Annotated in this window: 18 protein-coding genes and 2 pseudogenes; 9 read left to right on the top strand and 11 right to left on the bottom strand. The window is 70.1% G+C overall.

Features of this window, described 5'->3' with window-relative positions; genetic code table 11:
- Window positions 1–459 precede the first annotated feature (459 nt).
- The gene (locus ADL01_RS01670; RefSeq protein WP_053740048.1) at window positions 460–738 is read left to right on the top strand and encodes a hypothetical protein; all 279 of its coding nucleotides are present in this window, start codon (window positions 460–462) and stop codon (window positions 736–738) included.
- Between the two features lie 199 nt (window positions 739–937).
- On the opposite strand, the gene ADL01_RS01665 is transcribed toward ADL01_RS01670, so the two are convergent.
- The gene (locus ADL01_RS01665; protein ID WP_159049430.1) at window positions 938–1,408 is read right to left on the bottom strand and encodes a hypothetical protein; all 471 of its coding nucleotides are present in this window, start codon (window positions 1,406–1,408) and stop codon (window positions 938–940) included.
- 433 nt (window positions 1,409–1,841) lie between these two features.
- The gene (locus ADL01_RS01660) at window positions 1,842–2,345 is read right to left on the bottom strand and encodes a hypothetical protein (RefSeq protein WP_053740046.1); all 504 of its coding nucleotides are present in this window, start codon (window positions 2,343–2,345) and stop codon (window positions 1,842–1,844) included.
- Between the two features lie 312 nt (window positions 2,346–2,657).
- On the opposite strand from ADL01_RS01660, the gene ADL01_RS01655 reads away from it, so the two are divergent.
- Together ADL01_RS01655 and ADL01_RS01650 are read left to right on the top strand one after the other, a co-directional pair.
- Window positions 2,658–4,070 (top strand): sensor histidine kinase, encoded by a 1,413-nt coding sequence (locus ADL01_RS01655; protein WP_159049429.1) that lies wholly within the window; start codon window positions 2,658–2,660, stop codon window positions 4,068–4,070.
- Window positions 4,071–4,076: 6 nt separating this feature from the next.
- Window positions 4,077–4,736 carry a response regulator gene (locus ADL01_RS01650; RefSeq protein ID WP_053740044.1) on the top strand — a complete coding sequence of 220 codons (660 nt, stop codon included), beginning with the start codon at window positions 4,077–4,079 and terminating at the stop codon, window positions 4,734–4,736.
- A 259-nt stretch (window positions 4,737–4,995) separates the two neighbouring features.
- Here the strand turns inward: ADL01_RS01650 and ADL01_RS45620 are convergent.
- Window positions 4,996–5,339: pseudogene (locus ADL01_RS45620) on the bottom strand (FAD-dependent monooxygenase); the annotation flags it as partial.
- A gap of 143 nt (window positions 5,340–5,482) precedes the next feature.
- Here ADL01_RS45620 and ADL01_RS01645 point away from each other — a divergent pair.
- Window positions 5,483–6,454: a D-alanyl-D-alanine carboxypeptidase family protein gene (locus tag ADL01_RS01645; protein WP_053740043.1), complete on the top strand. Its 972-nt coding sequence runs from the start codon at window positions 5,483–5,485 to the stop codon at window positions 6,452–6,454.
- A gap of 138 nt (window positions 6,455–6,592) precedes the next feature.
- Here ADL01_RS01645 and ADL01_RS01640 read toward each other — a convergent pair whose 3' ends face one another.
- The 8 genes and pseudogenes from ADL01_RS01640 to ADL01_RS01605 all read right to left on the bottom strand — a co-directional run bounded on the left by ADL01_RS01640 (window position 6,593) and on the right by ADL01_RS01605 (window position 13,846).
- Window positions 6,593–6,931 (bottom strand): nuclear transport factor 2 family protein, encoded by a 339-nt coding sequence (locus ADL01_RS01640; RefSeq protein WP_053740042.1) that lies wholly within the window; start codon window positions 6,929–6,931, stop codon window positions 6,593–6,595.
- Between the two features lie 340 nt (window positions 6,932–7,271).
- The gene (locus ADL01_RS45615) at window positions 7,272–7,418 is read right to left on the bottom strand and encodes a hypothetical protein (protein ID WP_234354454.1); all 147 of its coding nucleotides are present in this window, start codon (window positions 7,416–7,418) and stop codon (window positions 7,272–7,274) included.
- A gap of 93 nt (window positions 7,419–7,511) precedes the next feature.
- A pseudogene (locus ADL01_RS40925) lies at window positions 7,512–8,230 on the bottom strand (IS6 family transposase).
- 555 nt (window positions 8,231–8,785) lie between these two features.
- Complete coding sequence (locus tag ADL01_RS01625; RefSeq protein ID WP_053740041.1) at window positions 8,786–9,751, bottom strand: pirin family protein; 966 nt, start codon at window positions 9,749–9,751, stop codon at window positions 8,786–8,788.
- A gap of 105 nt (window positions 9,752–9,856) precedes the next feature.
- Window positions 9,857–10,633, bottom strand: a complete 777-nt coding sequence (locus ADL01_RS01620) for an SDR family NAD(P)-dependent oxidoreductase (protein ID WP_053740040.1) — start codon at window positions 10,631–10,633, stop codon at window positions 9,857–9,859.
- Window positions 10,630–11,862, bottom strand: a complete 1,233-nt coding sequence (locus ADL01_RS01615; protein ID WP_053740039.1) for an amino acid deaminase/aldolase — start codon at window positions 11,860–11,862, stop codon at window positions 10,630–10,632. The genes ADL01_RS01620 and ADL01_RS01615 overlap by 4 nt, the downstream gene beginning before the upstream one ends.
- Window positions 11,859–12,689, bottom strand: coding sequence for an SDR family NAD(P)-dependent oxidoreductase (locus ADL01_RS01610; protein WP_053740038.1), 831 nt, complete (start codon window positions 12,687–12,689; stop codon window positions 11,859–11,861). Before ADL01_RS01610 ends, ADL01_RS01615 begins: the two co-directional genes overlap by 4 nt.
- A gap of 182 nt (window positions 12,690–12,871) precedes the next feature.
- Window positions 12,872–13,846, bottom strand: a complete 975-nt coding sequence (locus ADL01_RS01605; protein ID WP_053740037.1) for an SMP-30/gluconolactonase/LRE family protein — start codon at window positions 13,844–13,846, stop codon at window positions 12,872–12,874.
- A gap of 175 nt (window positions 13,847–14,021) precedes the next feature.
- On the opposite strand from ADL01_RS01605, the gene ADL01_RS01600 reads away from it, so the two are divergent.
- The 5 genes from ADL01_RS01600 to ADL01_RS01580 form a co-directional block, all read left to right on the top strand.
- The gene (locus ADL01_RS01600; RefSeq protein ID WP_053740036.1) at window positions 14,022–14,615 is read left to right on the top strand and encodes a TetR/AcrR family transcriptional regulator; all 594 of its coding nucleotides are present in this window, start codon (window positions 14,022–14,024) and stop codon (window positions 14,613–14,615) included.
- Window positions 14,616–14,668: 53 nt separating this feature from the next.
- Entirely contained in the window at window positions 14,669–15,826 is a 1,158-nt protein-coding gene (locus tag ADL01_RS01595; RefSeq protein ID WP_053740035.1) for an alpha-hydroxy-acid oxidizing protein, read from the top strand.
- A gap of 156 nt (window positions 15,827–15,982) precedes the next feature.
- Window positions 15,983–17,131 carry an ABC transporter substrate-binding protein gene (locus ADL01_RS01590; protein WP_053740034.1) on the top strand — a complete coding sequence of 383 codons (1,149 nt, stop codon included), beginning with the start codon at window positions 15,983–15,985 and terminating at the stop codon, window positions 17,129–17,131.
- 144 nt (window positions 17,132–17,275) lie between these two features.
- Window positions 17,276–18,562, top strand: a complete 1,287-nt coding sequence (locus ADL01_RS01585; RefSeq protein WP_053740033.1) for a sensor histidine kinase — start codon at window positions 17,276–17,278, stop codon at window positions 18,560–18,562.
- On the top strand, window positions 18,559–18,841 hold a 283-nt coding region (locus ADL01_RS01580), incomplete at its 3' end, for a response regulator transcription factor (RefSeq protein ID WP_159049428.1). The genes ADL01_RS01585 and ADL01_RS01580, both read left to right, overlap by 4 nt.

Raw genomic sequence — 18,841 nt, 5'->3', positions numbered from 1 at the left:
TCGGCGGTGCTGGCGTGGGGTCTCGATGGGGTTCCCGTGCTGGTCGGAGCGGAGATCGGTAGCACGTGATCGCCCGTCAGGGGCGTCTTCCGCGACGGCGCGCCGATCAGCCGCACCCGCGGCTGCTGCTCGTCTTCAACGGCGCCGGCCCGCGCAACCCGGGCACCGTCGGGAGGCCCACTGTCCCGGGTGCGCCCGCTGCGGTGCGCGGTTCACCGACGAACGGTGGAAGGCCATCGAGCCCGCCGGGTGGGACGCCCCACGGGAGACCCACCCGCACCTGTGCGACGACTGCAAGCGGCGAGCCATCACCGCCGAACGCCAAGCACAGTCCGCGGCGGAACACCAGAAGTAGGACCCGGCCAGGCCCGAGCAGAAGAACGGCGGCACCTGGATGTCGCGCTTCCACAGCTGACGCGACCGGACCTGATTGTCAGTGGCGGCTGCAAGGCTGAACGGATGGACCGTGATGACGAGCAGTTGCTGCGCGGCCGGGTGTACGGCCGAGACGTGGACGACCCACACCCCGGCCCCCGTCACGGCCGCGCCTACGCCGAACTGGTCGGCGGCCCGCTGGACGGCCTGCTGCTCGACATTACCGGCTGGACGAAGGACGAGATCGACACCGGCGTCTCCCTCCAGACCGAGCTGGGACAGTTCGGCCCCGGCGGGCGGGCGCTGTACGACCCGCGACCCGGCGACCCGGCCCGCTGGGACTGGGGCGGCGACAGCCCCTGATCGCGCCGCACAGCGCCCGACCCGGCGCAGCTCATCGAATATTGTCGACATCTTTCGTCCCGGCCGGTGACTCATCGACCGGCACTGGGTGTTGGGCACGGGTACGCCGAGCGGGCCGGGATACGACGTGAGCGCCGCCTTGTGGAGGCGGGCCGCACGTCGTACCCCGGCGAGACCACCCTGAGAGGGACCTGGGAGATCAGTGCCACCACTGACGGCTGTCCGGGGAATTGAGCGGGTCGACGCCGATCTGAAGGCCATTGTCGTAGTCCGTGATGTACCACTGAGTGGCCGCGTGCTTGAGACGCCAGACACCTCGGCCGCCGTCCCATTCCTCGGACCAACGCTGCCAGATGTTGCCAGAGCAGTGCTCCATATAGACGTCGTGGTCGCTGTACGCGGTAAGACAGAAGTCCTGGTCGGAGGTCGTCCTCATCAGCCAGGTTCCGTCACCGAGGTCCTGCTCATGAAAGGTGGTCCCAGCGTTTCCGCAGCCGCGCATGGCGACGTTGCTCGGGTTGCCCCAGTTGTTGTCGATGGAGGCGAGGCAGAGGCCTGTATAGGCGCTTTGCCAGGTCACGTCTCCGTCGGCGTGAGCCGCCGTGGCGGCGCCCACCGTCAGGGCGAAGACTGAGGTAATGGTGAGGGTTGCTCTCTTGAACTTGTTCATGGCCAGACCGTCCCAGAGGCCGACAATGAATCTCCAACAGAACTCCAACAGACCTTCAACGGGAGCGTTTTGCCCTTCACGCGCGGGTTGTTGGCACCGGCCAAGCGGGCGGAGATCCAGCCGTGAATCGGGCGACTTCTGCGCCATCGCGCCTCCCCGCACAACGCCGTAACCTTCGGGCCTGCCGGGACCCTCTACACCTTCGCGATGACGACCGAGGTGTGTGAGGAGCTGGGACTGCGACGGTGCCCGGGGAGGTGACGCCGGGCTTGCGCCCAGTGTTGGAGATTGCCGGTGTCGACTCCGAGCTCATCGGCTGGTCCCCCCGCCGTCAGCGGATCGAGGACGTCCGGGAGGGCCTCACCCCGAGATCCTCAAGATCGCACTGGTCAAGGACATGCGCCTCTTCACCCTGCTGGAGTGCCGGCTGACGTCAGGCCGCGTTGGAGGCGAGTGCGGCGAGAATGGCCTTGGCGCCTTTCCGGTAGAAGGAGAGGTAAGAGATTGAGCTGGTCAGTTCGATCTTCTGACCATCCGCGTCCCTCAGCTTCAATCGGCGCGACAGGCCCCACCACTTGACCTGGCTGGTGGTGGTGGCCCGGTTCATACGGAGGAGCTCACGCTCGGGTTCGTACCCCCAGCCCGAGAGAGCCAGCAGGTGTATCGACGTCGCGGTGACGACGACGACCATGCGTCCGGTCACCCCCTGGGAATTGGCGTTGATCCGGCGGGCCGCGCGCATTCCGATCACGGCGAGCACTCCATCGGTGAGCGCGTCGGCGTCCAGGATGGAGGCCACGGTGCCCGACGCGACGCCCCCCACCGCCAGGCCCAGATAGTCGTCCTGGAGACCGAAGATGCCGACCGCCTCGATCGGCTCCTCCAGCTTGAGGGCTCGCTGGGACCGCTCGGCAAGGGTGGCCAGGTTGATTCTCATGAGATGCCTTCTTCCGGAGACGGGAGTGTCACGGTCATGCCAAGGAGGTGCCAAGCAGTCACCACGGAGACACCAAGAAGGTGCCAAAAGGTGCTGATGGGCCGTGAACTGACGCGCTGTCGGTGGACTCGCTCAGCGGGCGCCGCAGGAACGCTCCGGCAGCATAGGACGTGGCGCGGGGGGCGCGGATCCTTCGTATCGGCGTCGTTTTCTCCTTCCGTGGAAGGGGTGGGGACGGCCTCCGGACACCTTCCTCAGGGCAGGTGCGATGGTCCTCCGGAGCACCGGTTCGACGTAGTTATAGTTCAGGCCGTGAGGACGCCTTGGCAGGCAGCGGTCTGCGACTGGGTGGGGGTGCGGCGGTCGACGGCGAGGGACACCGGCATCGCCCTAGTTGTCATGTTCCTTTCGTTCTGGGATGCCCACGGCAACGCTCTCGGGGCCCCCGCGTCGTCGACATGGACGGCGTGGCGGTGTGCGTGCGCCCTGATCGGCTGCGGTTCTCTCGTCCTGCGCGAGCGCCTGCCTCTGACGGTTCTGGGCGTTTCCCTGGTCGCTGACCTTCTGGCGCAGTTGTCGCACAGCGGCGGGCGGGTGGATTCCTACGCCGTGCTTCTCGCGGCCGGGAGCGCGGCGTCGAATGTCGGCATCACCCCGGTCAGCACCGCGTTCTGCATCGCGGCGACGCTCGCGGAGTCGTTCGCGATGCGCCCCCTGCCGGGGGCGGCCCAGGCGGCGGCCGTCTGCGCGGTGTTCCAGCTCGTGATCATGGCGGGGCTGCGGACGGGGATCCGCCGGGAGCGTGCTCAGCGCACACGGGAGCATGTGGAGCGGCTGTACGAGCGCAGTGCCGCCGCGGCCCGGCAGCATGCCCTGCTCATGCGTACCGCGGCGGCCGAGGAGCGCCTGCGCGTGGCTCGCGAGGTGCACGATGTGCTGGCCCACACCATCAGCGTGGTCGTGATCCAGGCCACGGCGGCGGCCGACGGCTTCGAGCACAGTCCGGTCCGCGCGAAGGCCGCGGTGGAGGCCATCGGAGATGTGTCCCGCCAAGCCCTCAAGGACCTGCGCTCACTGCTCAATGCCCTCCACGACGACTCCGACGCGTCCGCTTCCCCGGCCGCTTCCTCGCCCACCGGCACGCTCCGGACGCCCTCGCACGGTGACACCGACCTGTCGGGGCTCCTGCCCATGATCGACCATGTCAGGGCCACCGGCCTGGCCGTCGACCTCGATGTTGCGCAGCCCGTTCCGGCGCTGCCGCCGACGGTCGCCCTGGCCGCCTACCGCGTGGTCCAGGAGGCCCTCACCAACACGCTGCGCCATGCCCACGCCCGTCGCGCCGTCGTCAGCGTCGCTCACCAGCACTCCGCGGACGACCCGGACGGCGGCGTCCTGTTCGTCGAGGTCGCCGACGACGGCTGGGGCCTGCTCGGGGGCGCGCCGGTCTCGCCCTCGCTCGCGGGGAGCGGACGGGGACTGACTGGCATGGCGGCCCGGGTACACGCCCTGGGTGGCACGGTCGCTTCGGGCAACCGGGAAGCGGGGGGCTTTCAGGTGAGTGCCCGGATACCTGTGGGTGCTGCGGCTGCTGCCGCCTTCACGGCGGAAGAACAGGGCGCCGCCCCGGCCGGGGGACAAGACACCTTCACGACCCAAGGCCAGGGCGCTTCTCCGCCCGAGAATCCACCGTTGGACCCGCCCGATCCCCGCGAAGACAGGTGACGCGACATGCTCCGAGTGCTGATCGTCGACGACCAGGAGCTGGTTCGTACCGGTTTCCGGATGATTCTGGAGGCCCGGGACGACTTCGACGTCGTCGGTGAGGCCTCCGACGGGGGCCAGGCCATAGCCCTGAGCGAAACCCTGCGGCCCGACGTGGTCGTGATGGACATTCGTATGCCCGTCGTCAACGGCATCGACGCCACCCGGGCCATCGCGGCCTCCGGCGCCGCCACAAAGATCCTCGTCCTGACCACCTTCGACACCGACGAGAACGTGCACGCGGCCATCCGGGCGGGCGCGAGCGGCTTTCTCCTGAAGGACACCCGGGCCGACCAGTTCGCCGACGCCGTCCGCACGGTCGCTGCGGGACACGCCGTCATCGCACCCACCGCGACCAGGCGGCTGCTCGACCATGTCGCACGGGCCACCCCTCCAAGTGCGCCGCGCAACCTCGACAGGCTCGACATACTGACCCGACGCGAGCGTGAAGTCCTGGTCCACGTCGCCGAAGGACGCTCCAACGCGCAGATCGCGGCGGAACTTCACCTCAGCGAGACCACCATCAAGACCTACGTCTCGGCCATCCTGCACAAACTGCAACTGCGGGACCGCATTCACGCCGTCATCACCGCATACGACTGCGGCCTGGTCCCCACCAGCCGCTGACCGGCCGGTGGGGACATGTGCGGGGGTGCGGGTGCGCAGGTGAAGGGGTGAACGGCGGGCCAGGGACCGTCTTCAAGATCATCGAGGGCGCTGTCAGGTTGGTTGGCCGGGTGGGATGATCTTCTGGTTGATCAGCCTGGGAAGGGTTCGTCCGCGACGGATTTTGGCGGTAGCGGGCTGAGGGCTGCGCTCGGTGCAGGCGTCCGCGCTTTCGACTACGGTGGCGTGCTCCTGGTGCTGGTGCTCTCGCGCTTGACGGTCAGGATGGCTGGACTTGGTCGAAGTGGGCGAGGGTTTCGGCGGGGCCGCGCTCACGAGGCGTTCCAGACCTGCCGTCGTGATCTTCGCCCACCTGCCGGCCCGTGCCACATCTGTTCCTCGAAGGCGCGGGCGGCCACGTCCAGATCTCCAGAACCGGTGGCGATGGACTCGGCGAGTTCGGCGGCCTTCCAGCATCGCAAGGTTCGCGCCCGCCCCCAACGGGGGCATCGGATGGGCGACGTGGCCCAGTAGCATCACGCCGGGGATGCGGGTCCAGGTGGGGGACACGGGCAGGGCGTAGAAGGGGCGGTGGACGAAGGCGGTGCCGTGGCGGAGGAATTCGGTTCCCGCGCTCACCCTTGATGTGCTGAATCTGCACGATTTCAGACCCCTCTGAGCGGCAGTCACCTCTGTCGGTCGGACGGGGCCTGTGCGATTGTCGTACCCGCAAGGGTCTGATGAGACAGCACTGAGGACGGAACGACATGTACGGCACGCACAACGGACCGACGCCTTCCCACCGCGGGAAAGGTCCTGGCCGCCGCCGGTTCCTCGGGCTGGTCGCGACCGGGGTTGGTGCGGTCGGGGCCGCCGGGATCGGGGAGTTGGCGTTCGCGGCGGACGAGGTACCGGTGCGGACATACCACTCGCAGAGGGGTATCGACCACCAAAAGTGGGCTGTCGCGAAGGTGCTGAGGAGCGCCGAACCCGCCGCCGTCGCCGCGTGGATCACCGGCACGGGGGCCGCGCCCGGTGAACTCAAGGCGGAGATGGACGCCCAGGTGGGCGCGCTCGCCGACGCCGCCGCAGCGGGACTCGGCGTCGCGCGCGGCTCCGTGGTCGTCTCCTGGATGCGCGCCGCGTCCGTGCAGCGTCAGATATGGGACCGCAAGTACGACTTCCTGCGCACCGGTTCGGGCGGCGCCGGGACCTTCGGGATCGTCACCGACGACATGCGCGCCAAGTATCGGGCCCAGTTGGGCACCGACCCGCAGTGGGACCCGGACAAGGACGCGCACCGCGAGGTCTGGGCCGCGCTGACTCCCGACGAGCGGCAGATCGAGATCCTGCGCACGTCGACCGCGCCCGGTGTCTCCCGCCACCACCTCGGCAGCGACGCCGACTTCTTCGACACCACTCCGCAGAACTGGGCGGACGGCGGTACCGAGGCCGCCGACTACGCCTGGCTGCGTGCGAACGCGGCCCATTACGGCTTCCTCCAGACCTACACCGCTGAGACGGCGAAAGCCTCGCCGGCGATCAGCGAGGAGCGGTGGCACTGGTCGTACGCACCCGTCTCCGAGGCCGTGCTGGACTACGTCCGCGCCGACGAGAGCCTGATCGAAGGGGCGTTGGACCAGCTGTGGAGCTATGACCCGGCGCGGTACACGTACATCAAGGCGCACTGGCGGGAGTACATGTTCCACGTCAACGAAAAGGCGTACTTCGGGGGCTGAAGAGGCGAGGGGAGCTGACAGCTCGCCTGCACTCCGCGATCGGCCCGCTCTCCGGACAGAAGTCGAGGAACCGCTGGGTCTCGACCGGGTAACGTGCGAACCCGTTGATCGTCCCCAGTGCCCGGGCATGACCAGCGCTCACACCTTGCCTCCGAAGAAAACCTGCACCTCGTGCATGAGGCCGTCCCGAACCGTGATCGCCTCGACATTGCGGTACTTGCCGCCTGTCTCGAGCTCGTATTCGTAGTAGACGAAGACGAGTTCCTCGTTCGCGGGGGTGACGTGCAGCAACCGATGGTCCTTGAACCGGTCAGCGGTCGGGAAGCACCGCTCGAAGAATGTTGCCTTGTCGATATGGTCGTCCTGCGGGCTGGTGAACGAGAAATCGTCGGCATAGAGAGGGAAGGCCGCTTCGCGGTCCTGCGACCTGTAGTGCCGAAACGCCGCCTCAACGATGCTTGTCGTGCTGTCGATCATTCAGTTCCCTCCGCCGGAGAGCTGCCCTTTGTTCCGCCCCTTTGTTCGGCCACCGTATAGCTGCGGATCGGTCCCGAGAGGTGAGCGGGCCTCCGGCGCGGCGCTGTTCGTCGCCGAGGGTCTGCGCGAACTGGGCGGCACAGGGGTCGAGCGGGGCGCCATGATGCGCAGGCTCCGCTACGACCAGGTCGGGAAGTGTGACGGAGGTGGTGGCGTGCACCCTCGGAACGGGTTCAGGAGTTGCGGATGGACCAGATTGGAAGTAACCAAACTGTTCCTGATCCCAGTTGGCGTACCAGTCGGTGTGCAGGATGAGCGTGTGCCAGCGGGGGGGGGCGACCTATTGGGACGGCGCCATGGCGGCGCCCGAGCGGGTCGTGCCCCTCACATGGACCAGAGCGAAAGCCTGGTCCATGACACGCTCGGCGACGCAGCGCTCCAAGCCGTACTCGTCGGCGCAGAACGTGCCGAGCATGGCGAACTCCATCGAGCAAATGTCAAGAGGGCGTTGTCAGGTTGAGTGATCTTCGGGGGTGTGATCCGGTTCGGGATGTGTCCGGCCGCCGTGGTGGTGTCTGGCTCAGGTCACGGCGGGCAGGCCGACGGCGCCGGTGATCTCGTTCCAGGTGGCGAAGCGGATGGTCATTTCGGTGTGGTGGTCGGTGACGGTCATCCGGTGGCGTCGGGGCCTGAAGTTGGGTGAGATGCCGCTGAACGCGGCCAGGAACCGCTGGGCCGTGCCGACCGAGCGGAAGCCCTTCATCGCGCGTTCGCCGCCGGGTGGGCTGGTGGGAGTTCTCGGCCCGGTTGTTCAGGCCCTTGTGCGAGCGGTGTTCCATCCATGGCATCACCGTGCGGTGGGCGGCGCCGTAACTGCGGAGCTTGTCGGTGACGACCACCCCCGCCGCCGACCAGGTCTTCTTCAGCAGTTCGCGGAAGAAGCGCCTGGCTGCGGCCTCATCGCGCCGGTTCTGCAGCAGGACGTCGAGCACGTTCCCGTCCTGGTCGTCGGCCCGCGACAGGTACTTCGACACCCCGTCGATCTTGACGAAGACCTCGTCGAGACGCCATTTGTCGCCCGGCCTCGGGCGGCGCTGGCGCAGGGCCGCGGCGTAGGCGGGACCGAACCGGCGCGTCCACTGGTGGATTGCTTCGTGGCTGACCCTCGACGCCGCGCTCGAGCATCAGCTCCCCCACATCGCGCAGGCTCAGGCTGAACCGGTGGTACAGCCACACACAATGGCTGATGATCTCCGGCGGGAAGCGGAAACCCCGGTACGACACCGTGCCCACGGACAGCCCCACCAGCGACCGCGATCAGACGGATGATCATGTCACCGGAGAAGACCCACTCAACCTGACAATGCCGTTCGGGCAGATGAACGCGCCCCAGTAGTACGGATCGGGCTTGCGGGCGCGCATCGCCAACCGGGCCGCGCGCAACGCGGATCCACGCGGTTCTCCACGCGTGGGACGACCTTGGGCGTCCTCCATCAGTTCCTGGCGAGGTCGGCCGCGGTCAGTAGTCCGTTCTCGGCCCGGTCGGGCAGGTGGCCTCGGCGCAGCCGGCTGTTGGCGCCGACGAGCGCGAGGCCGGAGTTGGGCAGGGGAGCGGGGAAGGGGCTGAACGCGCGTCGGTCGGTCTGCGGGGGATCGCTCTCCGTCGGCTGGTCGTCGTCGAGGAAGTAGTCGTGGGAGGCGATGTGGAGAACGACGGGCGACCGTTGCTGCTTGAGCGGCGAGCAGGTCGGCGATGGGCCGGCCCTCCGGTGTGCGTTCCCGGCAGCAGGGCGAAGTGGAGGTCGGCGGCACGTCGCGCGTCCGGGGCCTCTCCCGAGGCCCTCCTCTCGCAGGTCAGCGCACCCGTCCGCGAGGTTTCAGTGGCGTCGTCGGCAGGGACGGGGCGGGGAGTGGGGCTCCGTCGTAGCCCTTCACCTCGCCGAATCGGGTCCCCTTCGCCCAGTCGTCGCGGGCCTGCGCGATCTCCTCCTGCGTTCGTCCGACGAAGTTCCACCACATGATCAGCTCCTCCTCGAACGGCTCACCGCCCAGCAGCATCACGCTCGCGTCGGACGCGGCGCGCAGCGGAAGTTCGGTGCGGCCGCAGCCGAGGTAGAGCATCGAGCCCGGCAGCATCGGCACCCCGTCGACGTGCACCTCCCCGGACATCGCCAGCACCCCGTACTCGAAGTCGGGCACGAGCGGCAGGCGTACGTCGGTGTCGGCGGCGAGCGTCAGGTCGGCGCCGACGATCGGGGTGTACGTCGTGCCGGGCGAGGCCGCGCCGTCGAGGTCGCCGAGAATCACGGTCGCCGTCACCCCGGGTGCCGCGACCGTGGGCAGATCGGCGTGGTGTTCGAAATGGGGGTCGGTGTGGCGGTGGCCGTCCGGCAGGGCGACCCACAGTTGCGCCCCATGCAGGAACCGCGCGTGGGACCTGGGGCTCTCCTCGGAGTGGCTGATGGCCCGGCCGGAGGTCATGAGGCCCAGTTCGCGCGGGCGGATCGTCTGGAGGCTGCCGGTCGAGTCGCGGTGCAGCACCTCGCCCTCGTGCAGCCAGCTCACCGTCTGGAGGCCCATGTGGGGGTGCGGCGGCACCTGCATACCGGGCTCGTCGGCGATGTCGTCCGGCCCGTAGTGGTCGACGAAGGCCCACGCGCCGATCATGCGCCGACCGAGGTTCGGTAGCAGCCGGCGTACCTCCGTGCCCTCGCCGAGCTTGACGCGCCGGGGGCTCAGCAGTTCGCGCACGGGTTCGGCGACGACGAATCCACGGCCGCCACAGACGCTGGGGACGGGCGCGCGGTCAAGGTTGCTCATGGCGCCCAACCTAGCCGGGGGGCATGCCCGAGCGCACGGGGAGCGGCGGGAGGAGGGGGCCCTCCCGTCGGTCCGTGGCAGGGGCACATGGCCCGCGCACCGCCGCTACCGCGCGGCCAGCCGTCGCAGCGCCCGGTCGGAGAGCGGCGCGGGCAGGGTGCGCAGCGCCCGGACCAATGCCGCTGTCTGCCAGGGGAAACAGGCCTGCGCCGGTTCCCGCTCCAGGGCGCGTACGACGTACCGGGCCGCGCGCTCCTGACTGACCTGGAAGGGCTTGGGCAGGCCGTCCGCTTCGACCCGGTCCGTTCCCACGAAGCCGGGGTGGATCGAGGTGAACCGGATGCCCTTGGGCGCCAGTTCGACGCGCGCGGCGTCGAGAAGGGTGCGTACGGCCGCCTTCGCCGCCGAGTACGGGCCCTGGCGGGGAATGCCCATCAGCCCCGCGAGGGAGTTGGTGTGGGCGATCAGGCCGCCGCCCGGCTGCTCGCCCAACTGCCGGATCAGTGGGACCAGATAGTTGACGACGACGTCGTAGTTCAACGCCATGATCCGGGAGACGTCCGCCGTACTCACCCGGTCCATGGCCATGTCCGGGCCCTGGCCGGCGTTGAGCAGCGCGATGTCGACCGAGCCGAACTCCGCGACGGCCGCCGCGACGACCCCGGCCGCCGCCTCCGGGTCCAGGGCGTCGGCGGCGACGTCGAGGCAGGCGCTGCCGGCGGCCCGTACCTCTTGGGCCACGGCGGCCAGTTCGGGGGCGCGCCGGGCCGTGAGGACGAGCCGGTTGGCCGCCGGGGCGAGCTGCCGGGCCACTGCCGCCCCCATGCCGGAGGAGGCGCCGACGATCAGGACCGTCCGGCCGGTGATGGCGGTGGCGGTCATAGGAAGTGGTGGCCCTCACCGCGGTAGGTGGGCACGGTCTCGACCACCGCACCGTCGCTTACCAGGTGCAGCTCGCCGATCCGCTCGCACAGCTCACCGGCCTTAGCGTGCCGCAGCCACACCCGGTCGCCGATGTGCAGGACGCTCGCGGCCTTGCCCAGCAGCGGAGTCTGTACCTCACCGAAGGCCTCGGTGGCGGTGACGCGCAGCCCGGGGGGCCAGGCGAGTGTGGGCAGCCGGTCCTTGCCGAGCGGCCCGGACGCCACCCAGCCACCGCCGAGGAGCGTCGCGATCGACGACGAGGGACGGCGTACGACGGGCAGCACGAAGTACGCCGCCGGGACGGGCCGGAAGGTGCGGTAGAAGTCGAACAGTCCCGGGCCGTAGAGGCCGGAGCCGGCCGCGAGTTCGGTGACGGAGCCCTCGCGGGTCGTGGTCTCCAGGCTGCCGGTGCCGCCGCCGTTGACGAACCGCAGCGGTGTCACGGCCCGTACGGCCGTGACCGCCGCTTCCCGGCGGTGGCTCAGCTCCTCGACGGACGTACGCTGCATCGCCCGGACCACGGCCCGCTTGACGGCGTTGCCGGGCACGTTGTCACCCAGACCGGCGACCTGCCCCTCGTACCCCATGATGCCCGTCAGTTCGAAGCCCGGGCGGGAGACGACCTCGCGCGCGAACGCCGCCGCCTCCTCGGGGGTGTGCACCGGGGATCTGCGCGGCCCCAGGTGGAGCCGGCCGCCCGCCAGGCGCAGGGCCGCGTCCAGTTCCAGGCAGACCTGGATACGGGTCGCGCGCGGGCCGGTCGCGGCGTCGATCAGGTCGAGATGCTCGACGCTGTCCACCATCAGAGTGATCCGCGACGCGAGCCGCTCGTCGGCGGCCAGCCGGCGCAGCGCCGTACGGTCGGCGGTGGGGTAGCCGACGACGATGTCGTCGAACTCCTCGGCCAGCCACAGGGCTTCGGGCAGGGTGAAGCCGAGGATGCCGTCGAATCCCGGGCGGTCCAGAGCGCGCCGCATGAGGGCGCGGGAGCGCAGCGACTTGCTGGCCAGCCGGATCGGCTTGCCGCCCGCACGGCGTTCCAGGTCGCGGGCGTTGGCGTCGAAGGCGTCCAGGTCGATGACGCCGAAGGGGGGTTCGAGACCTGCGGTCGCCGCCCGCAGACTGTCGAAATGACTCTGGGTCGCGGGATCCGAACCGGCTCTGGGAGCGGTGGTGTTGAGGGTCATCGGTTGGTGTCTCCTTGCTCGGGTACGGACACGGGGGCCGGGACGAGGCCCGTGCTGCGGCGCTCGGCCATGGCCGCCACCTTGGGGATCACGAAGCGCATCAGCCGGGGGAACACGCCGGCGACCCGCTGTACGCGTCCACCGATGGCGGGGTGGACGACTTCGACCGGCTTCTTCGCGATGGCGTCGACGATCACCGAGGCGACCTTCTCGGGGGTGAGCGGCTTCTCGGCGAAGGTGATCACCGCGCTGGGGTCGGCCATCTCCTGCTCCAGCATGGGGGTACGGGTGCCGGGCGGATGGACGATGCTGAAGGTGACCGGCCCGTCGCGTTCCTCGATGGCCACGCTGTGGTGGAAGGCGCGCAGCCCGTGCTTGGTCGCGCCGTAGGTGGTGTAGCCGGGCAGCGGCAGGAAGGACGTCATGCTGCACACGGTGACGATGTGCCCGTGGCCCCGGGCCCGCATCCGGGACAGTGCGGCCAGCATGCCGTTGATCGGGCCGAGCAGGTTCACCTCGACCATGTGCCGGTGCTCGGCCGGCGACAACTGGCGTGCGTAACCGGTGTGGATGATCCCCGCGTTGTTGACGAGCACGTCGACCGGGCCGAGTTGGACCGCGACCGAGTCGAAAACCGCCTCCCACGCGGCCTCGTCGCGGATGTCCAGCTCGAACGCGCGGGCGGTAGACCCGAGTTGACCTGCGATCCGGGTCGCACCGGCCACGTCGATGTCCGCGAGGGCGACCCGGTGACCCCGGCGCACCGCCTCACGCGCGGTCGCCGCGCCGATGCCGCTCGCGGCGCCGGTGATCAGGACGACGCTCATCGCGGGCTCCATCGCGGGCTCAGGGGACTCGCGGGATGAGCGGCGGTGCGCGGAGGCCGTACAGGCCATACAGGCCGTTCAAGTCGTACAAGCCTTACAAGTCGCACAGGCCGTACACCGTCCGTTCGATGTCCGTGCATGAGAACTCCCGGGAAAATAGGCGGAGTTGACGAGGGTCGCGGTCATGACGGCAGGACGTACGCCTCCAGTCGTGAACCGCGCAGCCGGGCCCCTTCCACCGGGTCGTCGGTCGGTGTGGTCGCCACGTACAGGGTGTTGCCGTCGGGTCCGGCGACCAGGCAGCTCAGGGCGCGCCCGTTGGTGGCGACCCGGTCCAGGATCACGCCGCCGGGTCCCACCCGGACGCATTCGCCGCGCAGCGCGTTGGCGGCCCACGCCGTGCCGTCCTGGCCCGGCGCGATGCCGTCGGGGGTGATGGGGCTGGTGGAGCGCTCGGCGATCGCCCGGTGATCGAGGAGGGCGGAGACGCGCCGGGTGATCCGGCCGAGCTGTCCGGGGTGGTTGAGGGACCTCCACAGGACGGAGGGGATGAGCGGAGCCCAGGGGCGGGGTGGGCCCAGTCGCCCGTCAGGCAGTACGGGGAGCGCGGTGAGCCGCATCGCGAGGGTCTCGGCGACGAGCAGCGTGGACTCGTCGTCGAGGAGGAACATGCCGTTCGGGAAGACCAACGGCTCGCTCAGGCCCAGCAGTTCACCCTCGGGGGAGAAGCAGGCGACGGACGTCGTGGGCGGCCCCGGCGGGGCGTAGAGCATCGAGTTGGGCCGTCGGCGGACGAAGCCGTGGTAGTCGAAGCCGAAGTTGCCGACGTAGGCGCGGCCCCGCCGGTCGACGAACATGTCGTTGGCGGGCCCCCCGGCGATGTCCTTGAGGTCGGCGTGCACGACCAGGGAGCCGTCCGGCTCGCGCCGGTACACACAGTGCCCGTCCATGGAGACGACCAGCATCCGCCCGTCCGGCAGCCAGCCCAGGCCCCCCGCCCGCCCGGGGACCTCGGCGACCGTCTCCGGCTCGCCCCGGGTGTCCCAGCGGTGCACCGTCCCGTGGGCGAGGTCGCAGAACCACAGGGCGTCGTCGTGCCACCGCAGCGACTCCAGGACGCCGAATCCGTCCAGAACGACTGTGGCCCTCGGTCGCACCCCTGCCTCCTGAGGCTGCTCGTGCCGACGCTCGGCTCAGGCTACGGTGGCCCAAACCGGAGAAGTAAGTCAAGCGTCCTGGACGAGTGACTTACTTTTCCGGAGGGCGGTTGGATATCGTGACGGGCGAACCACACAGATGGGACCGGTGCGGAGAGGAGAACGCGTGCCCCGCATGGCGGCGAGCGACCGGAGAGCGCAGCTTCTCGAGGCGGCGATCCGGGTCATGGCACGCGACGGCGTCGCGAAGGCCACCACCCGCGCGGTGGTCACCGAGGCGGGCATGACCCTCGGGGCCTTCCACTACTGCTTCGAGTCCAGAGCGCAGCTCCTCGAACTCGTCACGGAGACCCTCACCGAGCGCTATGTCGCCGAGGTCCGCGGCCTGTTCGCCCCGCACAAGGACATCCGTGACAGCGTCCTCGACAGCCTGCACGCGTTCTGGAAGGGCTTCGAGGCCAACCCCGGTGAGCACCAGATCAGTTACGAGCTCACCCAGTACGCGCTGCGCACTCCCGGCTTCGAGAACGTCGCGAGGAAGCAGTACGAGATCTTCCTGCGCGCCTTCGTCGGCCTGCTCGAACTGGCCGCGGACAACGCCGTGATCGAGTGGACCCAACCCGTGCCGGTGCTCGCACGGTACGTCCATTCGATGATCGACGGCCTCAACATGACCTGGCTCGTCGACCGTAATACCGCCGATCATCGGGCCGCGCTGGAGCTGCTCGCCGATCACCTGCTTCTGCACGCCCGGCCGCGAGCCGCCTGAGCCGCAAATCGCCTGACCCGCGAGCCGGTTGACCTGAGCGAAAGGGTGTCCGTATGGCGTTCGCCGACTACCAGAACGAGATCTACCTGAACGGGCTGGGCGGTGTCCTGCCCGTCTTCCCCATGGAGTTCGGCGAGTTGGCGGAGCGGGCCCGCTCCGCCCTGCCGCCGTCCGTCTGGTCCTACGTCGCCGGAGGCGCCGGCGACGAGCACACCCAGCGGGCCAACGCCGACGCCTTCGCCCGCTGGGGCCTGATCCCGCGCATGTTCGTCGGCGCCGCCACCCGAGACCTGACCGTCGAGCTGTTCGGCACGACACTCCCGTCACCAGTGTTCCTCGCCCCGATCGGCGTCATCGGCCTGTGCGCCCAGGACGGCCACGGCGACCTGGCCACAGCCCGCGCCGCCGCCCGTACCGGCGTCCCGATGGTCGCCTCCACCCTCTCCGTCGACCCGCTGGAGGACGTGGCCGCCGAACTCGGCGACACCCCCGGCTACTTCCAGCTCTACACCCCGACCGACCGGAGCATCGCCGAGAGCCTCGTCCACCGTGCCGAGCGGGCCGGCTACCAGGGCATCGTCGTCACCCTCGACACCTGGATCACCGGCTGGCGCCCGAGAGACCTCGCGACCGCCAACTTCCCCCAGCTGCGCGGCCATTGCCTGGCCAACTACTTCAGCGACCCGGCCTTCCGGGCGAGCCTCGGCCGGTCGCCCGAACAGGACCCGCAGGCCGCTATCCTCCACTGGACCCAGATCTTCGGCAACCCGCTCACCTGGGACGACCTGACCTGGCTGCGCGCGCTGACCGACCTCCCCCTGATCGTGAAGGGCATCTGCCACCCCGAGGACGCGCGCCGCGCCCGCGACGCGGGAGTGGACGGCATCTACTGCTCCAACCACGGCGGCCGGCAGGCCAACGGCGGCCTCCCCGCCCTGAACGCCCTGCCCGGCGTCGTGGAAGCCGCAGGCGACCTGCCCGTCCTCTTCGACTCCGGTGTCCGCGGCGGCGCCGACATCGTCAAGGCCCTCGCCCTGGGCGCCACAGCGGTCGGCATCGGCCGCCCGTACGCCTACGGCTGCGCCCTCGGCGGCACGGACGGCATCGTCCACGTCCTGCGCGCCCTGCTCGCCGAAGCGGACCTGATCATGGCCGTGGACGGCTACCCGGCCCTCAAGGACCTTGTCCCCGAGGCACTCCAGGCCGTCTGACGCCCGCCCCTCAGCTTCCCCCCCCGTTCAACCGTTCGGTTGAACGGGGATTCGTCCCGCTGTCCTCCAGCACGCTCCGTACAGCCGACGCGAGGACCCTCTCGCCCGCGTCAGGATCGAATCCCCGGCAGTACCCCCCATCGAGAGGACCCCAGAGTGTCCAGTTTCCTCAGCCGACGACGTGTACTCGCCACCGGAGCCGGAGCGGCCCTGGGCGTCGGCGCGCTCGGCGCCACCGGGACCCCCGCCGCCGCTGCCCCGTCCGCCGCGTCACGCTCGTACTCCGGCGCCGAGGAGAAGCGGACGCTCGACGAGCTGTACCGGGCGGCGCTGGCCGAGGGCGGCAAGCTCGTCATCTACGCGGGCGGCGACGTCGACAGCCAGGGCGACGGAATCCGGGCCGGCTTCGCCGCCCGCTTCCCGGAGATCGACCTCAAGGTCGTCATGGACTACAGCAAGTTCCACGACGTCCGTGTCGACAACCAGTTCGCGACCGACACCCTCGTCCCGGACGTCGTCCAGCTCCAGACCCTCCAGGACTTCACCCGCTGGAAGGAACAGGGCCGCCTGCTGCACTACAGGCCCGCGGGCTTCTCCAAGGTGTACGACGGCCTCAAGGACCCGCACGGCGCCTGGACCGCCATCGCGGTGATCGGCTTCAGCTACTCGTACAACGTCGCCGCGGTCGGCGCCGACGTCCCGAAGTCCCCGCTCGACCTGATCGACCCGAAGTGGAAAGGACAGATCGCCTCGGCCTACCCGCACGACGACGACGCGGTCCTCTACCTCTTCAAGCTGTACGTCGACCACTACGGCTGGGACTGGGCCGCCAGGTTCGCCGCCCAGGACGTCCGGTTCGCCCGCGGCAGCCACACGCCCGGGCTGGCCGTCTCCGGCGGGCAGAAGGCACTCGGCGTCGGCGGCGCGGGCTCGCTCGCGGCGCCGTCCACGGCACCTTCGCGGTGGGCCGTCGCCGAGGGGCACCCGTTCATGGCCTGGGGCCAGCGGGCCGCGATCCTCAAGCAGGGCCGGAACACCACGGCCGCCAAGCTCTACCTCAACTGGCAGCTCTCCACCGCCCAGCAGCAGAGCGCCTTCAACGGCTGGTCGGTACGGACGGACGTCACCCCCGCCGGTGGCCTCAAGCCCATCTGGACGTACCCGAACGCGAATCTCGACGGCTTCCCGCGCTTCATGGCCGACCGCGCGCAGATCGAGCGCTGGAAGCAGACCTTCGCCCTGTACTTCGGTGAGGTGAAGGGGGAGCCGACTCCGGGTGTGCTGGGGCTGCACCCCGGCGCGTAGCTCGCGCGGTTCCCCGTGCCCCTCACCGGGGCGCGGGGGACGCACCGATCGGCAATTTCCATCGTCTCTTCACGTCGCTCATACGGCCGGTCTATAAACTCGGGGCCCTGTTCGATTGGATCAGTCTGCCCAAGGGGATCTGCCGTGCCCGATCGTGTCCCCGTCCGTACGCTGCTGAGGGTTCGCGGCGGTCGACTCACGCTGGAACACGTGTCGCATCTGGCGTTCTTCGTCATCGTGGCGTCCGCGCTGCTGCAACTCGCCCGGCTCAACAGCGAGTTGTGCTGGTACATCGTGACCGTCAGCGGGCTGCTCGCACTCGTCTACACCGTCGGCGTGATGCGGTGGGACCGGCTCGGAAGGGTCGGGCGGGCGACGTGGATTCCGCTGCTCCTCGCCCTGTGGGGCCTCCTCCTCCACCTCGTCCCCGCCGTGCTGACCCACGCCTTCGTGTGGTGCGCTCTGCCGCTGGCGTGTGCCGCGCAGCGCGTGCTCGGACGCCGGTCCGCGACCGCGGCCCTCGCCCTGATCACCGTCGTCCTCGTCACGGCACTGGCCGGGGCCGAAGGCCGGTTCGTGATCGACACCGTGCTGGTGCCCGTGGCGGCGGTCTGGGGCACCGTCGCCCTCTACCGCGTCCAGCAGCGGGAGGCCGAGGTGCGCCGGCGTCTCGTCGAGGAACTGCGCGACACACGTGACCTCGTCGCCCGGCAGCAGCGCCGGGCGGGCGTGCTCGAGGAGCGCACGCGCATCGCCCGCGATCTGCACGACACGCTCGCCCAGGAACTCGCCGGCGGGCTGATGCTGCTCCAGGCCGCCGAACGGGATTGGGAGGAGCGCCCCGACGTCGCGCGCACGCGCGTGCGCGCGGTGGCCGACGGACTGAGCACCAACCTCACCGAGACCCGCCGCATGATCGGGGACCTCACTCCGTCCGCCGTCGCCGAGACCGGCCTCGAAGGCGCGCTGCGCGTCCTGTGCGCGCGCTCGCAGGCCGACGGAACCGCGGCCCGGGTGCGGTTCCGGTCTGTGGGCGACCCCCAGCCCGTCCTCGACGAAGACGCCGCCACCGCCTTGTTCCGCGTCGCGCAGAGCACACTCGCGAACATCCGCGAACACGCCCACGCGGTGAACGTGCAGGTCACCCTCGCTCGGCGGCGGCCGGACCTGGTGGACCTCGAAATCACCGACGACGGCGTCGGATTCGACCCCGCCGAGGCCTTCGCCCGTACGTCTCAGCGGCCGGGCCGCGGCTTCGGGCTGCCCGCGACACGGGCCAGGCTGCGCGAGTACGGCGGTGAGCTCCACGTCAGCGGCGCGCCGGGCCGGGGCACCCGGATCAGAGCCACGCTCAGCGCGCCGTCCCGGCCGCAGCCCGCTGCCGGGCCCCTCGCCCCCGCCGAGTCCCTCCCCACGGCGACCGTCCGATGACCCCGGCCCCGCCCGGCGCGGCCGAGCCGCTGCGCGTCGTGATCGCGGACGACCACGCCGTCGTACGGGCCGGTCTGCGCGCGCTCCTGGAGGGCGAGCCCGACATCGAGGTGATCGCCGAGGCCGGCAGCGGTGAGGAAGCGGTCGGGCTGGTCGCCCGGCTGCTGCCCGACGTCGCGCTGATGGACCTCCGGTTCGGGGGTGCCGGGGGCGTCGGGGGCGTCGGGGGCACGGGTGGGATCGACGGCATCGAGGCGATCCGCCGGCTCGCCGCCGAGG

This window comes from Streptomyces sp. NRRL WC-3618, from assembly GCF_001280005.1.
Taxonomy (GTDB): domain Bacteria; phylum Actinomycetota; class Actinomycetes; order Streptomycetales; family Streptomycetaceae; genus Streptomyces.
Note: the sequence above shows the minus strand (reverse complement) of the source record. Positions and strands in the feature narration are given on the sequence as shown.

Excerpts from the sequence above, each read along its gene's own strand:
- ADL01_RS01595 (WP_053740035.1), top strand. The coding sequence starts at position 14,669 with ATGGCGTTCGCCGACTACCAGAACGAGATCTACCTGAACGGGCTGGGC.
- ADL01_RS01615 (WP_053740039.1), bottom strand. The coding sequence starts at position 11,862 with ATGACCCTCAACACCACCGCTCCCAGAGCCGGTTCGGATCCCGCGACC.
- ADL01_RS01610 (WP_053740038.1), bottom strand. The coding sequence starts at position 12,689 with ATGAGCGTCGTCCTGATCACCGGCGCCGCGAGCGGCATCGGCGCGGCG.
- ADL01_RS01660 (WP_053740046.1), bottom strand. The coding sequence starts at position 2,345 with ATGAGAATCAACCTGGCCACCCTTGCCGAGCGGTCCCAGCGAGCCCTC.
- ADL01_RS01625 (WP_053740041.1), bottom strand. The coding sequence starts at position 9,751 with ATGAGCAACCTTGACCGCGCGCCCGTCCCCAGCGTCTGTGGCGGCCGT.
- ADL01_RS01670 (WP_053740048.1), top strand. The coding sequence starts at position 460 with ATGGACCGTGATGACGAGCAGTTGCTGCGCGGCCGGGTGTACGGCCGA.
- ADL01_RS45615 (WP_234354454.1), bottom strand. The coding sequence starts at position 7,418 with ATGGAGTTCGCCATGCTCGGCACGTTCTGCGCCGACGAGTACGGCTTG.
- ADL01_RS01640 (WP_053740042.1), bottom strand. The coding sequence starts at position 6,931 with ATGATCGACAGCACGACAAGCATCGTTGAGGCGGCGTTTCGGCACTAC.
- ADL01_RS01650 (WP_053740044.1), top strand. The coding sequence starts at position 4,077 with ATGCTCCGAGTGCTGATCGTCGACGACCAGGAGCTGGTTCGTACCGGT.
- ADL01_RS01620 (WP_053740040.1), bottom strand. The coding sequence starts at position 10,633 with ATGACCGCCACCGCCATCACCGGCCGGACGGTCCTGATCGTCGGCGCC.
- ADL01_RS01665 (WP_159049430.1), bottom strand. The coding sequence starts at position 1,408 with ATGAACAAGTTCAAGAGAGCAACCCTCACCATTACCTCAGTCTTCGCC.
- ADL01_RS01645 (WP_053740043.1), top strand. The coding sequence starts at position 5,483 with ATGTACGGCACGCACAACGGACCGACGCCTTCCCACCGCGGGAAAGGT.
- ADL01_RS01600 (WP_053740036.1), top strand. The coding sequence starts at position 14,022 with ATGGCGGCGAGCGACCGGAGAGCGCAGCTTCTCGAGGCGGCGATCCGG.